20 protein-coding genes are annotated in these 20,110 nt (G+C 41.6%); 17 read left to right on the plus strand and 3 right to left on the minus strand.

The genetic code is table 11. The features are described 5' to 3' along the window. Nucleotides 1-20 precede the first annotated feature (20 nt). Together FGL90_RS06200 and FGL90_RS06205 are read right to left on the minus strand one after the other, a co-directional pair. Nucleotides 21-437 carry a TIR domain-containing protein gene (locus FGL90_RS06200; protein WP_010620241.1) on the minus strand — a complete coding sequence of 139 codons (417 nt, stop codon included), beginning with the start codon at nucleotides 435-437 and terminating at the stop codon, nucleotides 21-23. A 129-nt stretch (nucleotides 438-566) separates the two neighbouring features. Beyond that, on the minus strand, nucleotides 567-755 hold the full coding sequence (locus FGL90_RS06205; RefSeq protein ID WP_010620240.1) for a PspC domain-containing protein: 189 nt from the start codon (nucleotides 753-755) through the stop codon (nucleotides 567-569). A 1,400-nt stretch (nucleotides 756-2,155) separates the two neighbouring features. Here FGL90_RS06205 and FGL90_RS06210 point away from each other — a divergent pair. The 17 genes from FGL90_RS06210 (at nucleotide 2,156) to FGL90_RS06290 (ending at nucleotide 18,554) form a co-directional block, all read left to right on the plus strand. Then, nucleotides 2,156-2,977: a phosphopentomutase gene (locus FGL90_RS06210; RefSeq protein WP_147657364.1), complete on the plus strand. Its 822-nt coding sequence runs from the start codon at nucleotides 2,156-2,158 to the stop codon at nucleotides 2,975-2,977. Between the two features lie 100 nt (nucleotides 2,978-3,077). Further along, the gene (locus tag FGL90_RS06215; RefSeq protein WP_147657366.1) at nucleotides 3,078-4,334 is read left to right on the plus strand and encodes a NupC/NupG family nucleoside CNT transporter; all 1,257 of its coding nucleotides are present in this window, start codon (nucleotides 3,078-3,080) and stop codon (nucleotides 4,332-4,334) included. 244 nt (nucleotides 4,335-4,578) lie between these two features. Next, entirely contained in the window at nucleotides 4,579-5,889 is a 1,311-nt protein-coding gene (locus FGL90_RS06220) for an NCS2 family permease (protein ID WP_147657368.1), read from the plus strand. 38 nt (nucleotides 5,890-5,927) lie between these two features. Next, complete coding sequence (gene rihC / locus FGL90_RS06225) at nucleotides 5,928-6,842, plus strand: ribonucleoside hydrolase RihC (protein ID WP_010620236.1); 915 nt, start codon at nucleotides 5,928-5,930, stop codon at nucleotides 6,840-6,842. Between the two features lie 163 nt (nucleotides 6,843-7,005). Then, nucleotides 7,006-7,743: a 16S rRNA (guanine(527)-N(7))-methyltransferase RsmG gene (gene rsmG, locus FGL90_RS06230; protein ID WP_010620235.1), complete on the plus strand. Its 738-nt coding sequence runs from the start codon at nucleotides 7,006-7,008 to the stop codon at nucleotides 7,741-7,743. An 18-nt stretch (nucleotides 7,744-7,761) separates the two neighbouring features. Then, on the plus strand, nucleotides 7,762-8,529 hold the full coding sequence (locus tag FGL90_RS06235; RefSeq protein WP_010620234.1) for a ParA family protein: 768 nt from the start codon (nucleotides 7,762-7,764) through the stop codon (nucleotides 8,527-8,529). Then, the gene (locus FGL90_RS06240; protein ID WP_010620233.1) at nucleotides 8,519-9,409 is read left to right on the plus strand and encodes a ParB/RepB/Spo0J family partition protein; all 891 of its coding nucleotides are present in this window, start codon (nucleotides 8,519-8,521) and stop codon (nucleotides 9,407-9,409) included. The genes FGL90_RS06235 and FGL90_RS06240 overlap by 11 nt, the downstream gene beginning before the upstream one ends. Nucleotides 9,410-9,431: 22 nt before the next feature. After that, on the plus strand, nucleotides 9,432-9,626 hold the full coding sequence (locus tag FGL90_RS06245) for a DUF951 domain-containing protein (RefSeq protein ID WP_010620232.1): 195 nt from the start codon (nucleotides 9,432-9,434) through the stop codon (nucleotides 9,624-9,626). Nucleotides 9,627-9,644: 18 nt separating this feature from the next. Then, a complete protein-coding gene (gene ychF / locus FGL90_RS06250; RefSeq protein WP_147657370.1) occupies nucleotides 9,645-10,745 on the plus strand; it encodes a redox-regulated ATPase YchF in 1,101 nt (366 codons plus the stop codon). Between the two features lie 31 nt (nucleotides 10,746-10,776). Next, a complete protein-coding gene (locus tag FGL90_RS06255; protein ID WP_010620230.1) occupies nucleotides 10,777-11,496 on the plus strand; it encodes a DUF1129 domain-containing protein in 720 nt (239 codons plus the stop codon). Between the two features lie 227 nt (nucleotides 11,497-11,723). Further along, on the plus strand, nucleotides 11,724-12,413 hold the full coding sequence (locus FGL90_RS06260) for a response regulator transcription factor (RefSeq protein WP_010620229.1): 690 nt from the start codon (nucleotides 11,724-11,726) through the stop codon (nucleotides 12,411-12,413). A gap of 183 nt (nucleotides 12,414-12,596) precedes the next feature. After that, nucleotides 12,597-13,790, plus strand: a complete 1,194-nt coding sequence (locus FGL90_RS06265; protein ID WP_147657372.1) for a sensor histidine kinase — start codon at nucleotides 12,597-12,599, stop codon at nucleotides 13,788-13,790. A 67-nt stretch (nucleotides 13,791-13,857) separates the two neighbouring features. Beyond that, a complete protein-coding gene (locus FGL90_RS06270; RefSeq protein ID WP_404814657.1) occupies nucleotides 13,858-15,189 on the plus strand; it encodes a D-alanyl-D-alanine carboxypeptidase family protein in 1,332 nt (443 codons plus the stop codon). 400 nt (nucleotides 15,190-15,589) lie between these two features. Continuing rightward, complete coding sequence (locus FGL90_RS06275) at nucleotides 15,590-16,390, plus strand: AzlC family ABC transporter permease (RefSeq protein WP_147657376.1); 801 nt, start codon at nucleotides 15,590-15,592, stop codon at nucleotides 16,388-16,390. Nucleotides 16,391-16,403: 13 nt separating this feature from the next. Then, entirely contained in the window at nucleotides 16,404-16,748 is a 345-nt protein-coding gene (locus FGL90_RS06280; protein ID WP_147657378.1) for an AzlD domain-containing protein, read from the plus strand. 112 nt (nucleotides 16,749-16,860) lie between these two features. Next, entirely contained in the window at nucleotides 16,861-18,159 is a 1,299-nt protein-coding gene (locus FGL90_RS06285) for a Y-family DNA polymerase (protein ID WP_187240460.1), read from the plus strand. A 17-nt stretch (nucleotides 18,160-18,176) separates the two neighbouring features. Continuing rightward, nucleotides 18,177-18,554 carry a hypothetical protein gene (locus FGL90_RS06290; protein ID WP_010620223.1) on the plus strand — a complete coding sequence of 126 codons (378 nt, stop codon included), beginning with the start codon at nucleotides 18,177-18,179 and terminating at the stop codon, nucleotides 18,552-18,554. 321 nt (nucleotides 18,555-18,875) lie between these two features. Here FGL90_RS06290 and FGL90_RS06295 read toward each other — a convergent pair whose 3' ends face one another. Continuing rightward, nucleotides 18,876-20,048 (minus strand): SAM-dependent methyltransferase, encoded by a 1,173-nt coding sequence (locus FGL90_RS06295; protein ID WP_147657382.1) that lies wholly within the window; start codon nucleotides 20,046-20,048, stop codon nucleotides 18,876-18,878. Nucleotides 20,049-20,110: the final 62 nt, after the last annotated feature.

Raw genomic sequence — 20,110 nt, forward strand, 5'->3', positions numbered from 1 at the left:
CTGATGAGCTGCTCTGGTTTTTACTGTTTGGTAGCGATTAAGGATGAAACCAGCTGAGATTTACAAAATGAGGGACACTCTTTATAATCTGCGGAATAGAGGGTATCTGGGGTGATATAGGTATCCCTGATTCGCAAACTAATAATTGGCTTGTTTAATCTCTTGGCGGTTTCAACCTCCCAATTGACCCAATATGATTTATAAGTTTTAGCACCAATTAACAAAATGAAAGCGTCACTGGCCTGAATAATCTGTTTAAGCTGTTTACGGACTGGTTTTGCTGCGTCGTCATTGACTGAAATGTGGGCAGTTTCAAGCTGGTAATTGACTTGTTCCTGTGGAGATACGAGAATTGAGGATAGCCAGCTAATTGCTTCGCTCAAAGCGACAATGCTCTCTTGATCATGATGCAAGCTAATATATAGTTGAGAATCCATCAAAAATCACCACCTAAGTCTATTTTTTAGCTAAATACTTATAGTAACTATAAGACGTATAGGCGACCATCGCAACTCTTTTGCTTATAAAAAAAGCACCATGGCCGAAAGACCATCGTGCTCACAAAATTATTCTGGATCCTTCATCAATAACCATAAGACAAGGTAGGCAATTATTCCTGGAAATAGAGGTGTAATACCAAGGAGAACGAATATAAGTCTGGCAATACCAGGGCTCCAGTCGAAATGCTCGCTGATGCCACCAACAACTCCGGCAAGAACCCGATTAGTTGCAGAACGATGAATATTGATCTTCATGAGTGCACCTTCCTTTCTTTTGATATCCCCATTTTAAAGGATTCTGCCAAAAAATTCTCACTATTAGCTTAAAACCCCTTTAAATTTTGCGAATTTTTAAAGTTACAACAATTCAGAATCGTCTAATAGTTTCTTAATCTAAATTGAATAAACATACTTGACGATTTGGACCTAAAATATGGGTCAGAATAAGAAATCGCAGTAAGAATGCTACAATAGTTCTTATGAATGATTGAAAAGTCAAACGCCGAAAACTTGCTAAGTCAATGAATTGAGGGACATTAGCCGTAAACCGTTTTACTTAAAAACATCACAAATGTTCAAAAACAAAAAAATAGGGGATTTTTGACTGGAAATACAGATAAATTCATTAGAATAAAAATTCAATATGGATGAATAAATACTTGATACATATATTTACATATTTATCTGTATGTGTTCATAAGCATATTACAATAGATACACAATTAGTTAAATTAATTCGATAAAATTGGTGGTAATCCCTTTTATTTTTAAATATTGATGATATAATGAGTTCATAGTTAATGATAAACGTTAACTGATTCTACATGCACCGTTCATTATAGCCTTTGGTTGTGATGGTCTTTTTCAGATGTTTGCCCCTACAAACATCTCCTCCCTAATATACTTATTACTAAAAGTATTCTCCCTACAAATAATATTTTTAGTCCCCTATAAATAAGATAAAAAATTAGGTGTATGTAGAAGAATCAACAACTTAGGTTAGCTACTTAAGTTGTTACAATCCCTCCGGACTACTTATTGTAGTTCGGTTTTTTTGTGCATTCATTTAATAAGACACAATTCTTGCGATTCTTTTGGGATAGATTAGAATACTAGGTGAGACATTAACTTTCGAAAGCAACATTGATCAGGAATTGGAAGTTTGTCATAGGCAAGAAGGGCTCACCGAAGCTCGGTTGTTTCTGTAGATAGGTTTATTTTAGTTTTTGGAATCAATATCAGGTAATCTCTGCTTCCTCCAAACTAGAACCAGATTGCCGACACTCATATAATATTTATTGATTCATGTGAGAATTTACCCCCAGTGGTAAATTCTTTTTTTATTGCTATAATGGAGTTCCTTGGCAGGGGCAGGGGATTTTTAAAATTCCCTCCAATTTTAAGTAAACGGCTTTACTTGTATGATTGCAGACAAGTAAGGCCGTTTTTTTCGAAATGAAACGGATGATGGTCGTTTGTATTATAAGCGCTTTCATAAAAGTATTTGAAGTGTTTCGTTCGGAAAACTCCTTTGTAAAAACTAAGATTTACTTAAAAAATAGAATTTACACCTTAGTTTAAAAACGGTAAGATAGTCATAACGTAAATGAAAACGATTTACGCGTTGTATGAACGACAATTATAGAGGTGATTAAATGACGTTTCGTAGAGTCTTCGTGATTGATTTAGGCGCAATGGGAATTGGCGAGTCTCCGGATGCCAACCGATTTGATTCAGTTGGCGCGGATAGTCTAGGCCAAATTGATAACGCTATGCCTGACCGTTTGACGCTACCAACGTTGACTCAGCTGGGCTTAGGGAATTTACGGCATAAAAACCCGTTGAAGCACGTTACTGAGGTTGAGAAGCCGCTTGGATTTTTTGGTCAAATCAGACCTGCTAATGAGAACAATGCATTTGCTTCTGGGATTCGGGAGAGCTGGGACCTCACAAGTGAGGGGCGAACAACCTCCGCTTTTGATTACCTGGCGATTCGCCATGAGCAAGTTTTGTTAGCAAGCCCATTGATTAGTTACCTGAGTAATCAGGCATCTACCAAACGGCTTTTGGTTCACCGCAATCAGGAAGCGTTGCAGCTACTTGCTGCTGAAATTGGGGAAGGAAACTATCGACTGAGTTATTTTCAGTTGCCTGAATTTCAGCAGGATTACAATACCGCAACCGCTGCCGAGTTAGGTGATTTACTGATGGTGTTTGATAGTCAATTGGAATTAATCATGCAAGTGATGAAGCGTTCCGATTTACTACTCATCACTGCCAACCACTCAGTTAACCCAGAGAATCCAGATCAGATGACACGAGAGTATTTGCCATTATTTGCTTATTCACCAGCATTAAAAGGTGGTAAAGCACTTGGAATTAAGAAATCATTGTCTGATTTGGGCGCCACGGTTTTGGAAAACTTCGATTTTGCGGGGTTAGGTCCAGGAACCAGCTTTTTGTCTGAGCTTAAGTAGTCTTATTTACTACTAAATTGTTGTCGTGCAACGCGTATATTGTTATGCCATTTTGACGAATAGTCGCCACGTTAAATTTTAGAAAAGAAGGTATTGGTCAATGTACTTACTTGTCAACATACTTGGGGTCATCGTTTATCTTGGAATTGCCCTTTTGTTCTCAAAGAACCGCAAACAGATTAACTGGAAATCTGTCATTATTGTGTTAGTTATTAATTTACTGTTTGCTTGGGTTCTAACTAGTTTCAGTTGGGGTCGAGACATCGTCAAAGGTGCCGCAGACGGATTCAATTGGCTAGTTCAAGTGTCATATACAGGTATTGCATTTGCACTTCCAAGTTGGGTTCACATGAAGTCAATGGACTTTGTGACTAGTTCACTTCTCCCAATTTTGATGATTGTCCCACTGTTCGATATTTTAACTTATATCGGCGTGCTTCCATTCCTTATCAAATGGATTGGTCGTGGATTGGCCTTTGTTACAGGTCAACCAAAGTTCGAATCATTCTTCTCAGTTGAGATGATGTTCTTGGGTAACACTGAGGCCTTGGCTGTTTCAAGTCTTCAATTGAAGCAAATGTCAGCAGAACGTGACTTAACGTTGGCTTTGATGTCAATGTCATGTATCACCGCCTCCATTCTGGGTGCTTATACTCAAATGGTTCCTGGTCAATACGTTTTGACTGCCGTTCCATTGAACATTTTAAACGCCATCATTATTACCAACATTTTGAATCCAATTAAGGTTTCAAAAGAAGAAGATACAATTGCCAAAATGGGTGGCTCAAACGCTGCCGCTGAAGAAGCTGCTGTTGATTCTGGAGAAGTTCAGGCTAACGGCAAGAAAGAACCATTCTTCTCATTCTTGGGTGACTCTATCTTGGGTGCTGGTCGTTTGATCTTAATCATTGCCGCAAACGTTATTGCGTTCGTTGCTTTAGCCGCATTGATTGACAAAATCTTGCAACTCTTCAACCCATGGTTAACGATGGAACATATTCTAGGAATCATCATGTTCCCATTTGCATGGTTAATGGGTCTGGATGTTTCTCAAGCCTTCCAGTTTGCTCAATACATGGGTACCAAGTTAGTAACAAATGAATTCGTTGTTATGGGTAAAATTGCCCCACACATCAACGATTTGAAGATTTACCCAGCTCACTATCAAGCACAATTGACTGTTTTCTTAACTTCATTTGCCAACTTCAGTACCACTGGTATGATTATCGGTGCGTTCAAGGGCTTGGTTGATAAAGAAAAGAATGACCTTATTTCTAAAAACGTGGGCTACATGCTCCTATCAGGTATCTTAGTATCCCTGATGTCAGCTGGTATTGTTGGATTATTCGTTTGGTAGAATAGTCTTTCCACTCAATCTAAAATTTGATAGCTCAGGCCAAGTGGTCTGAGCTATTTTTCACAAAGGTATTGGTAGCGGTTACTTAAATTTGGTATGCTAGTACTGTAAACACGTTCTGTTAGGGTCGCTCGAAACGTTCGATAGACGCTGAAACCCAGTTTGGTGCGTGAGACCACCGAATTGCAATTGCCCAACAAGTCTAAATGGACGATGACTCGTCTATTGAAAGCTAGGGAGCTTTATGGAAAGTAAACAAAATGGGACTTCCGCTGACAACATGTCTTTTCTGGAGGTACTGAAACACAAGGACATTTTAAGAACCGAAATTATCGCTGGCATTACCGGATTTTTCGCAATTTCGTACATTATCATTGTTAACCCGATGATTCTGAAGGATGCGGGAATTCCAGCTGATTTAAGCGTTTTTGCGACAATTTTTAGTTCTATTATTGGCTGTTTGATCATGGGATTCTATGCCAATTCACCGGTTATTTTGACGCCGGGGATGGGGGTTAACGCCTTCTTCACGTATACGGTGGTTGTGAACATGGGGCTCTCGTGGCAAACGGCGGTCGCAATTTCTGCAGTATCGGGCGTCATTTACATGGCAATTGCGTTCACCAAAATGAACGATATTTTGTCCAAATCAATTCCGCAATCACTGAAGCACGGAATTACAGCGGGAATTGGGCTCTTTCTGGTTGAAATTGGACTGGAAAAGGCGGGCTTGATTGTTGCCGGAAAAACGTCACTCATTGTGCTGGGAGACTTAACAAAGCCAGCCGCACTACTAGCCATTTTCGGGCTCGTCATCAGTTTGATTCTATATCTTCGGCGCGTGAAGGGGAGTTTCTTCATTGGGATTATTTTGACGACGATTGTGGGCGTTATTTTCCACATTCGGGATGCGGATACGCCGAATGTCATTCTAAGCAAGCTCACCAATTATCATCAGATTACGTTTAAAGGGGACTTTTCCCATATCCTGTCAACGCCATTTATCTTAGCGACATTTTCGATGACGATGATTCTCGTGTTCGAATCAATGGGTCTGGTTCAGGGATTATTGCCTGACCAGCGAAAATTCAAGAAAACATTTCAGGGGAGCTCCGTTACAACATTTTTATCTAGCTTCCTAGGGACATCGCCAACGGTTGCCGCTGCAGAAAGTGCTTCCGGCATTGAGTCCGGTGGTCGAACGGGGTGGATGGCCGTCACAGCAGCCGTCATGTTTGGCTTGTCGCTAATCTTTATTCCTTTACTCGCCTACGTTCCCCAAGCTGCCATAGCGCCGGTTATTATCATCACGGGTGCTTTAATGATGGAGTCCATTGGTGGTATCAAAATTGGTGATTTCACAGAGTGGTTCCCAGCATTTTTGATTATCGTGTTGATTCCACTTACTAACAGTATTTCTACTGGACTAGCATTTGGTTTCGTTTGCTACCCAATTCTAAAATTAGCTGGTGGTCAACGGCGACAGCTGACGTTGCCAGTCTACATTTTAGGAGTTTTGTTCCTATTAGATTTGATATTTAGCGCCTTACTTTAGGCGAAAATATGAGTTACAAATACAAGGAGGAAATTAAAATGGCAATTAATATTATTATGGATACGGATCCAGGCATTGATGACGCTGCTGCAATTACGATGGCAATCAATGATCCTAAAATTAATTTAAAACTAATCACGGCGGTTGCGGGTAACGTAACGGTTGATAAGACGACAAAAAATGCGCTTAAATTGGTTCGATTCTTCAATTCCGATATTCCAGTTGCTGGGGGTGCAAAACAGCCTTTAATCAAACCATTTGAGGATGCTGCTCGAATTCATGGTGAGTCAGGGATGCCAGGTTATGAGTTCCCTGAGGACTTACCAAAGCCAATGAAAGAATCAGCTGTTATCGCGTTACGCGACGCAATTATGGCTGCTCCAGAACCAATTACTTTGGTACCAACGGGGTCTTATACCAACATTGCGCTGTTATTCTCCGAGTATCCTGAAGTAAAGCAAAATATCGAACGGATTGTTGCAATGGGCGGTTCACTGGGCAAAGGGAACATGACCTCTGCTGCAGAATTTAACGTCTTTACGGATCCTCATGCTGCTAAAATCATGTACGAATCAGGCGTACCGATTGTGATGGTTGGTTTGGACATCACCATGAAAGCACTACTGACTCATGAAAGCATCGAAAAATTACCAACACTCAACGAAACGGGTAAGATGCTACATGACATCATCATTCATGATGGCGATAATTCTGATGCCGGAATCGCGATGCATGATGTGAACACCATTTTCTACTTACTTCACCCTGAAGCAATTCAAACTGAAAAGATGTGGGTTGACGTTCAGACTGAGGGACCAGCAAATGGTGAGACGGTTGGCGACATTCGTGGCGCATACCACAATGGCCGCACTAACGCAGCCGTTTGTGTCGACATCGATGACGTTGCCTTCAACAAGTGGTTCATTGAAGAAGTCTCTGCTATTCAAAAATAACGGCTCAAAGTAAAGGTCGCTTCAGCAATTCAACATTTTGCTGGAACGACCTTTTTTGTCTGTCCAAATTCTAGTATAATTAAGCCAGACTGTTGCGTGTTTTCTCAATTTAGGGTAAAGTAGACCAGTACGTGAAACATGTTTCACAGATGAGGAGAAAAGGATGAATCCAGATCAATTTCAGCAGAAATTAGCTGAGCATAATATCATGCTAGATGAGCACCAGATGACTCAATTTGAGGAATACTATAAATTATTGGTAGCCACAAATGAGCACGTCAATTTAACGACCATCACGGAGCGTGATGACGTTTATCTCAAGCACTTTTACGACTCATTGACGCCAGCATTTTACATAGAGGCCTTGCGGGAGCAACCCATTAGTCTTTGTGATGTGGGGGCGGGTGCAGGCTTTCCATCAATTCCGCTAAAAATTGCTTTTCCGCAATTAACAGTGACAATTGTGGACTCACTCAATAAACGAATTACCTTTTTAAAGGAACTCCAGACGACACTCGGTTTAACAAATGTCCACTTTCACCACGCTCGCGCCGAGGAATTTGGGGGACGAAAATCTGAGTTTCGAGCAAGCTTTGATATCGTGACTGCTCGGGCGGTTGCAAAAATGAGCGTCTTAAGCGAATTTTGCTTACCATTAACCAAAGTCGGTGGGCAGTTTGTTGCCTTAAAAGCGGCACAAGCTGATCAAGATTTAGAAAGCGCTACAACGGCCATCAAGCTGCTTGGTGGTGAGGTTAAACAGGATGTTGCCTTTGAATTGCCATTTGATGCAGGGACAAGACACATCGTTGTGATTAACAAGGAAAAGAAAACGCCGGGACGTTATCCTAGAAAAGCTGGAACGCCAACCCGGGAACCATTGGGAAGTCAGAATCAGTAGAAGAAAGGTGGACTAAGCATGGCAATCATTATTGCGCTTGCGAATCAAAAAGGTGGCGTTGGTAAAACGACCACTGCGGTAAACTTAGGCGCCAGCATTGCGGATCTTAATCAAAAAGTATTGCTCGTGGATACTGATGCTCAGGGAAATGCAACGAGTGGTGTCGGCATCAAGAAGTCCACAATTGAAAAGGATATTTATGATGTCATTGTGAATGAGGAACCCATTTCGGAAGCCATTTTACAAACGGCTCATGAACGATTAGACATTGTGCCCGCAACAATCCAACTTTCTGGTGCTGAAATTGAGTTGACTCCGCAAATGGCTCGAGAGACCCGGTTAAAGGACGCGCTAGAAGAGGTCAAGGATCAATATGATTATATTTTAATCGATTGTCCACCTTCGTTAGGTTTAATCACAATCAATGCATTTACGGCGTGTGATTCAATTTTAATTCCCGTTCAAAGTGAGTACTATGCGCTAGAGGGGCTTAGTCAATTACTGAACACCGTTAAGCTTGTTCAAAAGCATTTCAATCGCGATTTAGCGGTTGAAGGCGTTTTGCTGACGATGTATGACGCACGAACGAACCTTGGAAAACAAGTTAATGCAGAAGTTCGAAAATACTTTAGCGATAAAGTCTATAAAACAATCATTCCGCGGAATGTTCGGCTATCCGAAGCGCCAAGTTACGGGATGCCAATTATGGATTACGATAATAAGTCAAAGGGTGCCATCGTTTATGGTGAACTTGCAAAGGAAGTGTTAGCAGCTCATGGCGAATAAAAATCAAAAGGGTTTAGGAAGAGGCATTGAAGCACTCTTTGCGGACAACGGGGTTGACCCAAAGGAAGAAACTGTTTCTGATATCGATTTGAAGACGATTACGCCAAACCCTTATCAACCTAGACAAAAATTTGATAAAGCTGCACTAAACGATTTAGCAGCTTCCATTAAGGAATCTGGCGTGTTTCAGCCAATCATTGTTCGCCAACCTGATGCTAAGAAAGAACGCTACGAGATATTGGCGGGTGAGCGACGATTTCGAGCTTCCAAGTTGATTGATAATAAAACGATTCCAGCGATTGTTCGTTCCGTAACTGAAGAACAAATGATGGAAATTGCGGTACTCGAAAACTTACAGCGAGAGGATTTAACACCGCTAGAAGAGGCTGAAGCGTATAATACACTGATGACGCGGCTCGATTTGACCCAAGCCCAGGTTTCTGAACGATTGGGTAAGAGTAGACCGTACATTGCAAACTATTTACGATTATTGGGATTACCCATTATTGTGAAGGAATATTTGAACAAGAAGCAACTTTCAATGGGCCAGGCACGGACATTATTGTCACTTAAGGACCGTAGCCGACTTGGCGATCTTGCAAAACGAGCTGTTGATGAAAAGTTAACGGTTCGGGCTTTGGAAGAGATTGTTGGTCAAATTAATGGTCAGTCAAAGAAGAAAATTAAGCAAAGTAAGCCGTCAAGACGAAAGTCACCGTACATTCGGTCTAGTGAGGATCAGCTTCAAGAGAAGTTTGGCACGCAGGTTTCAATCAACGAGAATAGCACCAAACAGGGTGTTGGGAAGATTGAAATTGATTACTTAACGAATGACGACTTGAGCCGCATTTTGGATATTTTGGATGTAAACTTAGATTAATTAACAGAAGGGAAGGCTTCATATGTATGATTTTGGCGATTTAGTTGAAATGAAGAAGCCACATCCTTGTGGTGTTAACCGTTGGCAGATTATTCGAATGGGCGCGGACATTAAAATCAAATGTACGGGTTGCGGTCATATTGTCATGCTGTCACGGCGAGAATTTGAGAAAAAATTAAAACGCGTATTGGAAAAAGCCGATAACGCAGATAACTAAGGAAAGAGTGAATAATTAATGTCATTAACTGCAGGTATTGTGGGCTTACCAAACGTTGGAAAGTCTACCCTATTTAACGCAATCACTAAGGCTGGTGCCGAAATGGCCAACTACCCATTTGCAACAATCGATCCTAACGTGGGAATGGTTGAAGTTCCAGATGATCGACTCGATCGCATTCAGGAACTCATTCCAGCTAAAAAAGTGGTGCCAACCACCTTTGAATTTACCGATATTGCCGGAATTGTAAAGGGTGCTAGTAAGGGTGAGGGACTTGGTAACAAATTCCTAGAAAACATTCGGCAAGTTGACGCCATTGTGCACGTTGTTCGGGCATTTGATGACGACAACATCACCCACGTTTCAGGGAAAATCGATCCAACTGATGATATCGAAACCATTAATTTGGAATTGGGACTATCAGACCTTGAAGCCGTTGATAAGCGATTGGCAAAAGTTGCCCGTGCTGCAAAGGGGAGCGACAAGGAAGCTAAAGCTGAATTAGCAGTTCTCGAAAAAATTAAGCCAGTTCTTGAAGCTGGTGGTAGCGTTCGAACGATTGAATTTGATGAAGACGAGCAAAAGATTGTTAAAGGCTTGTTCTTGTTAACTTCAAAGCCAGTTCTGTACGTGGCCAACATTGCCGAAGATGACATGGCGGATCCTGAAAATTCTAAGTACTTTAGTATTATTGAAGAATACGCTAGCAAAGAAGGCGCCCAAGCAATTGCGGTTGCCGCTGAAGCTGAAGAGGAAATTGCCCAGTTGGATGATGCCGAAAAGGCTGACTTCCTAGAAGCTGAGGGAGTGGAAGAGCCTGGTTTGAACCGACTCATCCGTGCCTCATATAAGCTACTTGGACTTGAAACTTTCTTCACTGCTGGTGGTAAGGAAACCAAGGCCTGGACCTTCCGTGAAGGGACTAAGGCACCACAAGCTGCCGGAATCATTCACTCTGACTTTGAGCGTGGTTTCATCCGTGCCGAAGTAATGGCGTTTGATGATTTGGACAAGCTGGAAAGCAAGTCTGCGGTCAAAGATGCTGGTAAACTTCGTGAAGAAGGTAAAGAATACGTCATGAATGATGGCGACATCGTAGAATTTAGATTTAACGTTTAAAAATTCGGAATTATGGAAGGGAAGGTCTCTCGTGAGCGATAATCAAAACCGTAAACGTAATGCTGGTGCGCAACAAGCTCGCCATACAGTCGAGAAGAATGAGCATAGTGCATTTGATAATTTAGGACTGTCGAAGCGAAACGCTGACTACATGTTCCGATTTAATCAAGAAATAGAAAAAACCAAGCTTTCGGTTGAAAAGAAGACGGAAGTTGTTAATGAAATGGTTCAAGAGTTGGTTGATGGTCAAAAGAGTGGGAAAACTGCTAAGAATATGTACGGGGATGTTTCAGAACGGATTGATTACGTTGTGAACGGTCCAGCTAAGGATCCAAATGCGGATGATCCCTATTGGCCAAGTGCGTTATATAACGGCCTAATTTTCTTCATGATCTTTAACGTGATGTTTGGCGCAATTATGCTCCTCTCACCAAAAACGGCTGCAAGCAGTCAACCAGTCGGAATTGTGTCAATCTTTATTTCATCGGCACTTGCCGGTTTGGCATTGCCATACATGTCAACAATCTTCGATCCAAAGCGAAAGCACAAACAATCAATTTGGGTTCGACTTTTAGTTGTCATTGCACTATTTGTTGTTTGGATGGGACTCTTCTACATCACAAGTGCTATTCCAAGCGTTGCAAACCCAGTTCTACAATCATGGCCTGCCGTTATTGTAGGGGTTCTCTCAGGTGGTGGCGCACTTCTTATTCGCCGTCAGTATGGGTTGAAAAAAGGATTCTTATTTTAAGTCACGTCAAAGTCGATCACAAAATGTGGTCGATTTTTATTTACCTCAAACTTGTCTAGCGCCTGTATTTGTGGAATGATAGTCTTATAAGACTGATTAGAACTTACTATTTTCTTAATTTAGTTTAAACTCGGTTAAGTTTTAGTGAATTTTGCGACTTTTACCAAATTAATTGGTAAAGTTATTGACAGATAACAGGGATGTTTATCTCGAAAAGGAGCGTTATCATGAAAATTTTAGTTGTCGACGATGATAAAGAAATTGCACAGTTACTCGAAATTTACATTAAAAATGAAGGCTACGAACCAGTGTCTGCTTATGATGGTCGTGAAGCCTTAACCAAATTACGTACCACACCGGATATTGGACTCATGATTTTGGACATTATGATGCCTGAAATGAGCGGGATGGAAGTTATTAAAGAAGTTCGAAAAGATTCTCAGATTCCCATTTTAATTCTGTCTGCCAAAACGGCAGATATGGACAAAATTCAGGGATTAATTACGGGTGGGGATGATTACGTCACCAAGCCGTTTAATCCACTTGAAGTCATGGCTCGGGTCAAGTCACTTCTACGTCGAAGCCAGGATAATGTGACCGATGATACGCCAGACATTTTGGATATTGGTCCGCTGATTATTAACAAGGATTCACATGAAGTTAAAACAATTGCGGGTAAAGTCATTTCATTGACGGCGCTTGAATTTGGTATTTTATATTTGCTAGCAAGTCACCCAAATCGGGTCTTCTCAGCTGATGAAATATTTGAACGTGTATGGCGTCAGGAATCCATCATTTCTGCCAAAACGGTGATGGTGCACGTTTCCCATTTGCGGGATAAGATTGAAGAAGCAACGAATGGTGAAAAGGTCATCCAAACGGTGTGGGGCGTGGGATATAAGATAGAGTCGCACTAGATTTAAGGAAGTGCAATTTCAATCGGTAGGCACCGAGTACTAACAAAGACCAATAGTAGCAAGACTTGTCTTGCGTATTGGTCAAGTTAGACGGAGGGGGCTGATTGGAATTACACGACAATGCATCAGCTTCGCAACACAAGTCGTCATGACAGATTTAACTAGGAGAAGGGGCCGTCACACTTGAAACTAACGGGACGTGAAAAAAGTGAATTATTCTTTGAGGGTATTGTAACGGTTATTTTGTTACTGCTTTTAAACTTGTCGGTTTTAGTCATCATCACCCAGGCAATTCAGCTAAATCCGGGACTCCGAGATGGAATCTTTATTATCAAACAATCAATCGTCATTGGACCAGATCACTTCCAGCTTTGGAGTTGGGAGAATCTGTTTATCGGATTGATGGCAATTTTGGATGTCTGGGTTGTTTACTGGCGGCTTATGCGGCGATATCGGCAAATGCAGCTTTACCATATAATCGATGAGCTTCATTACATTGCTCAAGGAAACTTTGGCCACCGAATCCAGTTCAAAGTAAGCGGCGATATTCAGCATGTCGTCGATTCTGTGAATGCGCTAGTCGATTCCGTTTTGGAGTCAATGACGGAAGAACGAGACATCGAGCGGTCTAAGGATGAACTGATTACAAATGTCAGTCATGACTTGCGCACCCCTTTGACGTCGATCATTGGCTATTTAGGCTTAATTGAGGATAAACAGTATCGATCTGAAGCAGACATTTTGAAGTACACGCACACGGCCTTTTTGAAAGCATCTCAGATGAAGGCCCTGGTTGAAGATTTGTTTGAATACACAAAGGTTCAGCAAGCTGCCGCCAAGGTTAACTTTAACCAGGTCGATCTTTCTCAAATGATGGAACAAATCTCAGCCAGTTTTGAGCTAGAAGCTGAAAAGCAGGATAAGGCAATCGAGGTCACTTGCGAGGAATCGCCATTGATGATTGATGCGGATGCTGAACAGCTAAGTCGGGTTTTTAATAATCTGATTTCCAATGCTTTGAAATATGGGGATGGTGGTAAGCATATTTATATGATTGCCAACCGTCACAATGATAAGGAAATCGAAATTAAGGTTGCAAACGATGGACCGAAGATTCCTAAGGAGTCGCTTGATCACGTTTTTGAACGGTTTTATCGCGTTGAAGAATCACGAAACAAAGCAACGGGTGGAACTGGGCTAGGACTTGCGATTACTCAAAGCATTGTCCAGCTTCACCATGGGTCAATTACCGTGGAATCGACGGACAAGATGACAACGTTTGATATCATTTTGCCGATTCGACAAGCTAAGGTAGATTCTGATGAAGATGAGGCTGTAAATAAAGTCAATGAATCATTGCAAAAGCAGCTTAATTAAATTTTCATGTGGTAAAATAGGAGGGCGGCAATTTTTGCCGTCCTTAATTACATATTAGAGTGAGGAAATGACAATGTTTAAACGACTAAAAAAAGTTGCAACAGGTTTAGCAGCAACACTTGTGATCGCAACCGCAGGAATGAGCATTCCTGCAGCAGCAACACCAACCGCACAGGCTGCCATAGCAGCAAAGGTAACCACGGTTGATTTGAAGGCAAAGGCTGGTTTGGCAATCGATGCTAAAACAGGTCAAATCTTATATGATAAAAACTCAACTAAGGTTTTGCCCGCTGCTTCGATGAGTAAGCTTTTATCCCTTTATATTATTTTGGAAAATATCCATTCTGGTAAATTAAAATGGGATCAAAAAATTAAAATTGATAATACCGTCTACAAAATGAGCCAGGACACCAATCTATCTAACGTTCCGCTTCGGAAGGACAAAGAATACACCGTTAAGGAACTGTACCAAGCGTCAATTATTTATTCTGCTAATGCAGCAGTGACTGCTTTGGGAGATGCTGTTGCCGGCTCTCCTCACGCATTTGTCAGTCAAATGCGCTCAACAGCTAAGAAGCTCGGAATTACGGATGCCAAGATTTATAATGCTTCTGGATTAACCAATAAACAGGTTAGTGATGCAGGTTATGATAACGTGGCGAATAGTGCTGAGAATGAATTTTCAGCAAGAGATATGGGTAAATTAGCGGTTGCCCTTTTAAATAAGTATCCAGAAATTCTCCAAACAACGTCAATCAAGAAGATGTGGTTTGAAAAGGGAACAGACGACCAAATCAAGATGGAAAACTGGAACTGGATGTTACCAGGTTTAGCGAACTCATACTCTGCGCTACCCGTTGATGGGCTAAAGACAGGTACTTCTGATGCAGCTGGCGCCAACTTTACCGGAACGGTCAAAAAGAATGGTAACCGAATTATTACGGTGGTAATGGGTGCCGCACATAAATCAGAAACGGACTCATCACGATTTGTACAAACGCAACACATCATGTCGTACGTTTTCCAAAACTTTAAGACAACCACTTATACGAATAGTCAGATTAAGGGCGTTAAGTCGATTTCTACTAGTAATGGTAAGGAAAAGACGGTTAAAGTTCAGTTGAAATCACCACTTAAGCTTTGGATTCGGAACAACCAGGTGGCAAGCAATGCGACTGGTTCAATTAAGCTGAAGAAATCGCTGAATAAAGATGGCAAATTAGTTGCACCCGTTTCAAAGGGAAAAACCATTGGTGCTGCTTCAATTTCGCTAAAGGGTGATCAACTTGGATTTGTTGATGGCAAATCCGCTACCAGTGTGTCAGTTAAAACTGCGACAAAAGTTGAAAAGGCCAATATCTTTGTTCGGATGTGGCGTGGACTCGTTGCTTTATTTTAATTAATCATGATGAATAGACTGAAGCAAAACGTGGGTTTTGTTGCAGTCTATTTTGCTATTTGCAGATATGGGCTTATCGTCGATTTATTTAATTAAATGGATGGAGGGCGCTGTTGTAACGTTTTACCTGTCTTGGGTAAAAGAAATGTAAAATAAACATTGGTATTTAACCAAAACTTTCTTATAATAGGTAGGCGGAGAATGCTTTGTTCTTCGATTACATATTAGCTTATGAGCTTAGTTAACGAATAGCGATTAAACTGTTTGCAATATTCATTCAGCTTATGAAATCAGGTATGCAAGTTTTTAGTTTCGTGTTAAAATATTTTCGATGCGTTTTAATCAAGAGCGTCTAATATTGGGCGCCTTAACTGTCACTTACTTAACTGCAGGTTTTTTGATGGAGGAATTATTCTTGACTAAACAGGTCCGAAACCCGAATGAGCCACTATGGCTATCCACTTTACGGGTAGCAATGCCGCTTAATTTGAGTTACATTCCTATCGGCTTGGCTTGTGGGATTTTGCTGCATGCCGCCGGATTTAATACGTTATTAACGGCGTTAGTTTCTATTTTTATTTTCTCAGGTGGTGCGCAATTTATGATTGCGTCAATGCTGACAATCAATGCGCCCTTACTTTCTATCGTTCTAATGCTATTTTTCCTAGAACTACGATATGCCTTATTGGGATCAAGTCTTTCCAGATACCTTCAAGGGCAACCGCATCGTTTTATTTTTGCCTTTTCCCTTTCAATGAATGATGAAAATTATGCCGTAAACTATCTAAAGTTTGCGACGGATAAAAAATGGGATGGCCATCAAGCACTGATGGTGGAGCACTATTCACTACTGTTCTGGACCGTCAGCAATGTTGTTGGCAGTTTAGTTGGTAGTGCGTTAAAGATTAACCTTTCTATCGTTAATTTTGCCTTAACGGCACTGTTCCTATATATGATTGTGATGCAAATTAAGAGTCGACTCACGGTTCTAATTTGTGTGTTATCTGGCTTCCTAGCCGCATTCTTCATGATTCTAACAAAGAGTACGCTTGGGTTAGTTATTTCAACGTTAATCGCATCCTTTATTGGCTTTGCTTTGGAGCATTACATTACAACCCACACACCAAAGAGTCGCTGGCTCTGGAAAGTGCGTGGCCCAGGTAGTCGTGAAGATGCCGTAGAGGAAACTGATAGCAACTAGCAGGGGATATTATATGAATTCTGTTAATACATGGACAACTACACAACATTTTTGGTTAATCGTTTTAGGCTTTTTCGTTGCGTTCGTTCCCCGATATTTTCCGTTATTAATCTTCACAAAGCGGAAAATACCCGCTTGGTTCAACGAATGGATGAAATTTGTGCCAGTGTCACTTTTTACGGCATTGGTCGTCAAGGATGTTTTTATTGATTCAAACTACCAATTAGCGCCAATGACGCATGTTCCGGAACTATTGGCGTCACTCATCGTTATTATAATTGCATATCGAACGCGATCAATGTCGATGTCCGTTATTATTGGGTTAATGGCGGTCTTTCTCATTGCAATGGTCGTGTAAACTCGTGGCTCACCAAATTAGTTGGTGGGCTATTTTTTTGCGAAAAATTTCCGTGTTCGGTTGTAAAATAGAACGTTTGTTCGTATAATGTAGCTAATACCAAACGGAGGTGATTTTCATGGATTACTCTGAGGAACCACGAGGCGTCTTTTTCTTAATCGACAATAAATCATTCTACGCCAGCGTGGAGTGTGTGGAGCGGGGACTTAAACCACTGGAAACGCCCCTCGTTGTTATGTCCGAAGCCGAGAATACAAACGGAGGATTGATTTTGGCAGCCTCGCCAATGGCAAAGAAGCTCTTTCATATTACGAACGTCAGCCGAACCCGTGATTTACCAAATGATCCTCGGCTGATTGTGGTACCGCCACGAATGAATTTGTATATTCATAAGAATTTGAAGATAAATGCTATTTTTAAGGAGTTTGTAGCTGATGCCGATTTATATCCCTATTCAATTGATGAATCCATTTTAGATTTAACGCAATCCTGGAAGTTATTTGGGAAGACGCCGAGAGAAACGGCACGGGTTATTCAGCAAACCGTTCTTAAGCGGTTAGGCTTGTATACTACAATCGGAATTGGCGATACACCGGTTCAAGCAAAGATTGCGCTCGATGTTTATGCGAAGCACGATCCGGAATTTATTGATCAAATAAGCTTTGAAACAGTCCCACAGCTCATTTGGACGATTAAGGAGTTGACGGATGTTTGGAGTATTGGAAATCGAACGGCGGCGCATTTGAAGCGGTTAGGCATTAATAATATGGATGACCTTGCGCACACAGATCCCTACTGGCTGAAGCAGGAAATGGGCGTGATTGGAACGCAATTATTTGCATTAGCCTGGGGAGTAGATCGGTCGAAACTCTCGCAGCGAATAAAGGTGAAGGAACCTAGCTTAGGAAATTCGCAGGTCTTGCCGCGAGACTATCGGCGGCAAGAGGAAATTGAAATTGTTCTGCGGGAGCTTGCAAATCAGGTAGCCGCTCGAGTGCGACATCACGGCAAACAAGCTGGGAAGGTGAGCCTATCGATTGGATTTGCCTATGCGGCAGATGATAAACGAGGAGGCTTCTCCCATACTGTCAAGGTTCCGCCGACTAATAGTAATAGTGAAATTGCGCTAACGGTTTTGACGTTGTTTAGGAAATATTGGGCGCATCAGCCAATCAGGAACATTTCTGTTTATTGTGGCCAATTATCGGCTGACACGGGGCAACAGCTGAACCTATTTGAACTACCAGAACAACAAATTAAACGAGACAGCTATGATCGTGTAACCGACGCAATTCGGCGTAAGTTTGGAACAACTGCACTCGTGATGGCCAGCAGCTTACTGAAGGGCGGGACCATGATTGATCGGGCGTCGCTTGTGGGCGGTCATAACGGTGGTAATAGCTATGAATAGTGATAGAAGGGATGAGTATGCGTCGACAAAAGTTAGAATCGGAAGCGGTGGCTCATCAGTTTTTTAAATATGATTATAATGACCGGGGGATGCTGAAGTGGGGTGGCTTTTTCCTATCTGATCACACGAAGGCACTTAAGCACGAAGCGGCAAAGGCAAATGAGCCAACCCATGCTCAAATGCCGCAGAAGGCCATTGGCGACCTTTTGATGGTGGGCTGGAATCGTCAAAAATTGATGAAACTCCAATTAAATATGATGGATGACCAGGATGAACATTTAATGACGGTAACGGGAATGATTGCGGGCTATGAGGAAGATTTAATCGTGATAGAGGTGGAAAACCAGTATCAGACGATTCGACTAGACGAAATTAGATGGGTCAAAATAGCATGAAAAAGGCATTTCTACCACTGGGATAGAAATGCCTTTATTAGTGTCTATTGTAAAGAATGAAAACGAACTTAAAGTTCTTACTAGTACATAGTCGAAACGTGTTCACCAGTTCATCATTCTGTGCCTATTCTAGATTACACGCACGAACAAGTCCGCGCTTACGTAATCCGAATAGTGCTCGAATGAAAACGAACTGCTTCACACTCTTGTCGTGTTCCAATTGCCAAACTTTTCCGTCTAGTAGTGGTCAACACGCGAAACAAGTTCCGCTTCCGTTGACCAACCACTAGTACTCGAAGTTTACCGGCAATTCTCACACTTCTATTTATACATATACTCTCTCGTCATCGGCAACACCTTACCCGACGCACCCTTTGTCAACAAGAACTGGATCACGTCAATATTACCTGATGCAAACGAAGCAGCACACGCTTGTAGGTAGAGGTCCCACATCCGGACAAACTTCTTATCCATCATGTCTTCGATTTCTGCACGGTGTTCATTAAAATTAGCATCCCAAATTTCAGTCGTCTTTTGATAATGGCGGCGAAGGGGTTCCATATCATCAATTTGTAAACCAGAAGCGATGATATGCTCAGTATTTTCAACCAAACCAGGAACGTAACCACCTGGGAAAATCCATTTGTTCAACCAACCGTTGTTGGCACCACCCTGTTGGCGAGTGATTCCGTGAATCAAAGCAACGCCATCTGGCTTCAAATAGTGGTTAACACAATCAAAGTATTCACCTAAGTTTTCTTGGCCAACGTGTTCGAACATCCCAACTGAGGTGATGTAGTCCCATTGCTCGTTGCCAAGCTCACGATAGTCTTCCAAGCGGACTTCAGCAACGTCTTGAAGGCCTTGCTCTTTAATCTGCTCGTTGACATAGTCGTATTGCTCCTGACTCAACGTAACACCAGTTACACTCAAGCCATACTCGCGAGCTGCAGTGAGCATCAAAGTACCCCAGCCACAACCAATATCAAGTAAGCTACGACCACTACTTGGGTTCAACTTTTTGATGATGTGATGAACCTTGTTAACTTGTGCAGTTTCGAGGTCATCAGTTGGCTTTTCAAAGTAAGCACACGAATAAGTCATCGTACTATCTAGCCAAAGTTGGTAGAAATTATTTCCTAAGTCATAGTGACTTTGAACATCTTCCTTACTTTCTTCTTCATCATGTTTTTGCTTAGGCAGGAACTTGATGAACTTCTTGTTATGGAAGAAACTGTTATCATTTTCGTAAGCGGACTTGATTAGCTTTTCAATGCTGCCTTCGATTTCAATTTTGCCATCCATATAGCCTTCACCTAAGGCAATAGAAGCGTTGCGAGTGATTTCTTTAACGGGAATAACCTCGTTAAAGGTGATATGAACTTCTGGGGTTCCCTCGCCGTAATTTTCGGTTTTCCCATCCCAATACGTAACTGAAACTGGGATGTTAAAGGTGCGACTCAGAAAAGTTTTGTAAAACGTCTTTTCAAGCATGTAAACATTCCTTTCTGATATTAGGGTCATCCTAATAAAAATACAAAATCCATTATACGCTT

This window comes from Secundilactobacillus malefermentans (genome assembly GCF_008033155.1).
Classification (GTDB): domain Bacteria; phylum Bacillota; class Bacilli; order Lactobacillales; family Lactobacillaceae; genus Secundilactobacillus; species Secundilactobacillus malefermentans.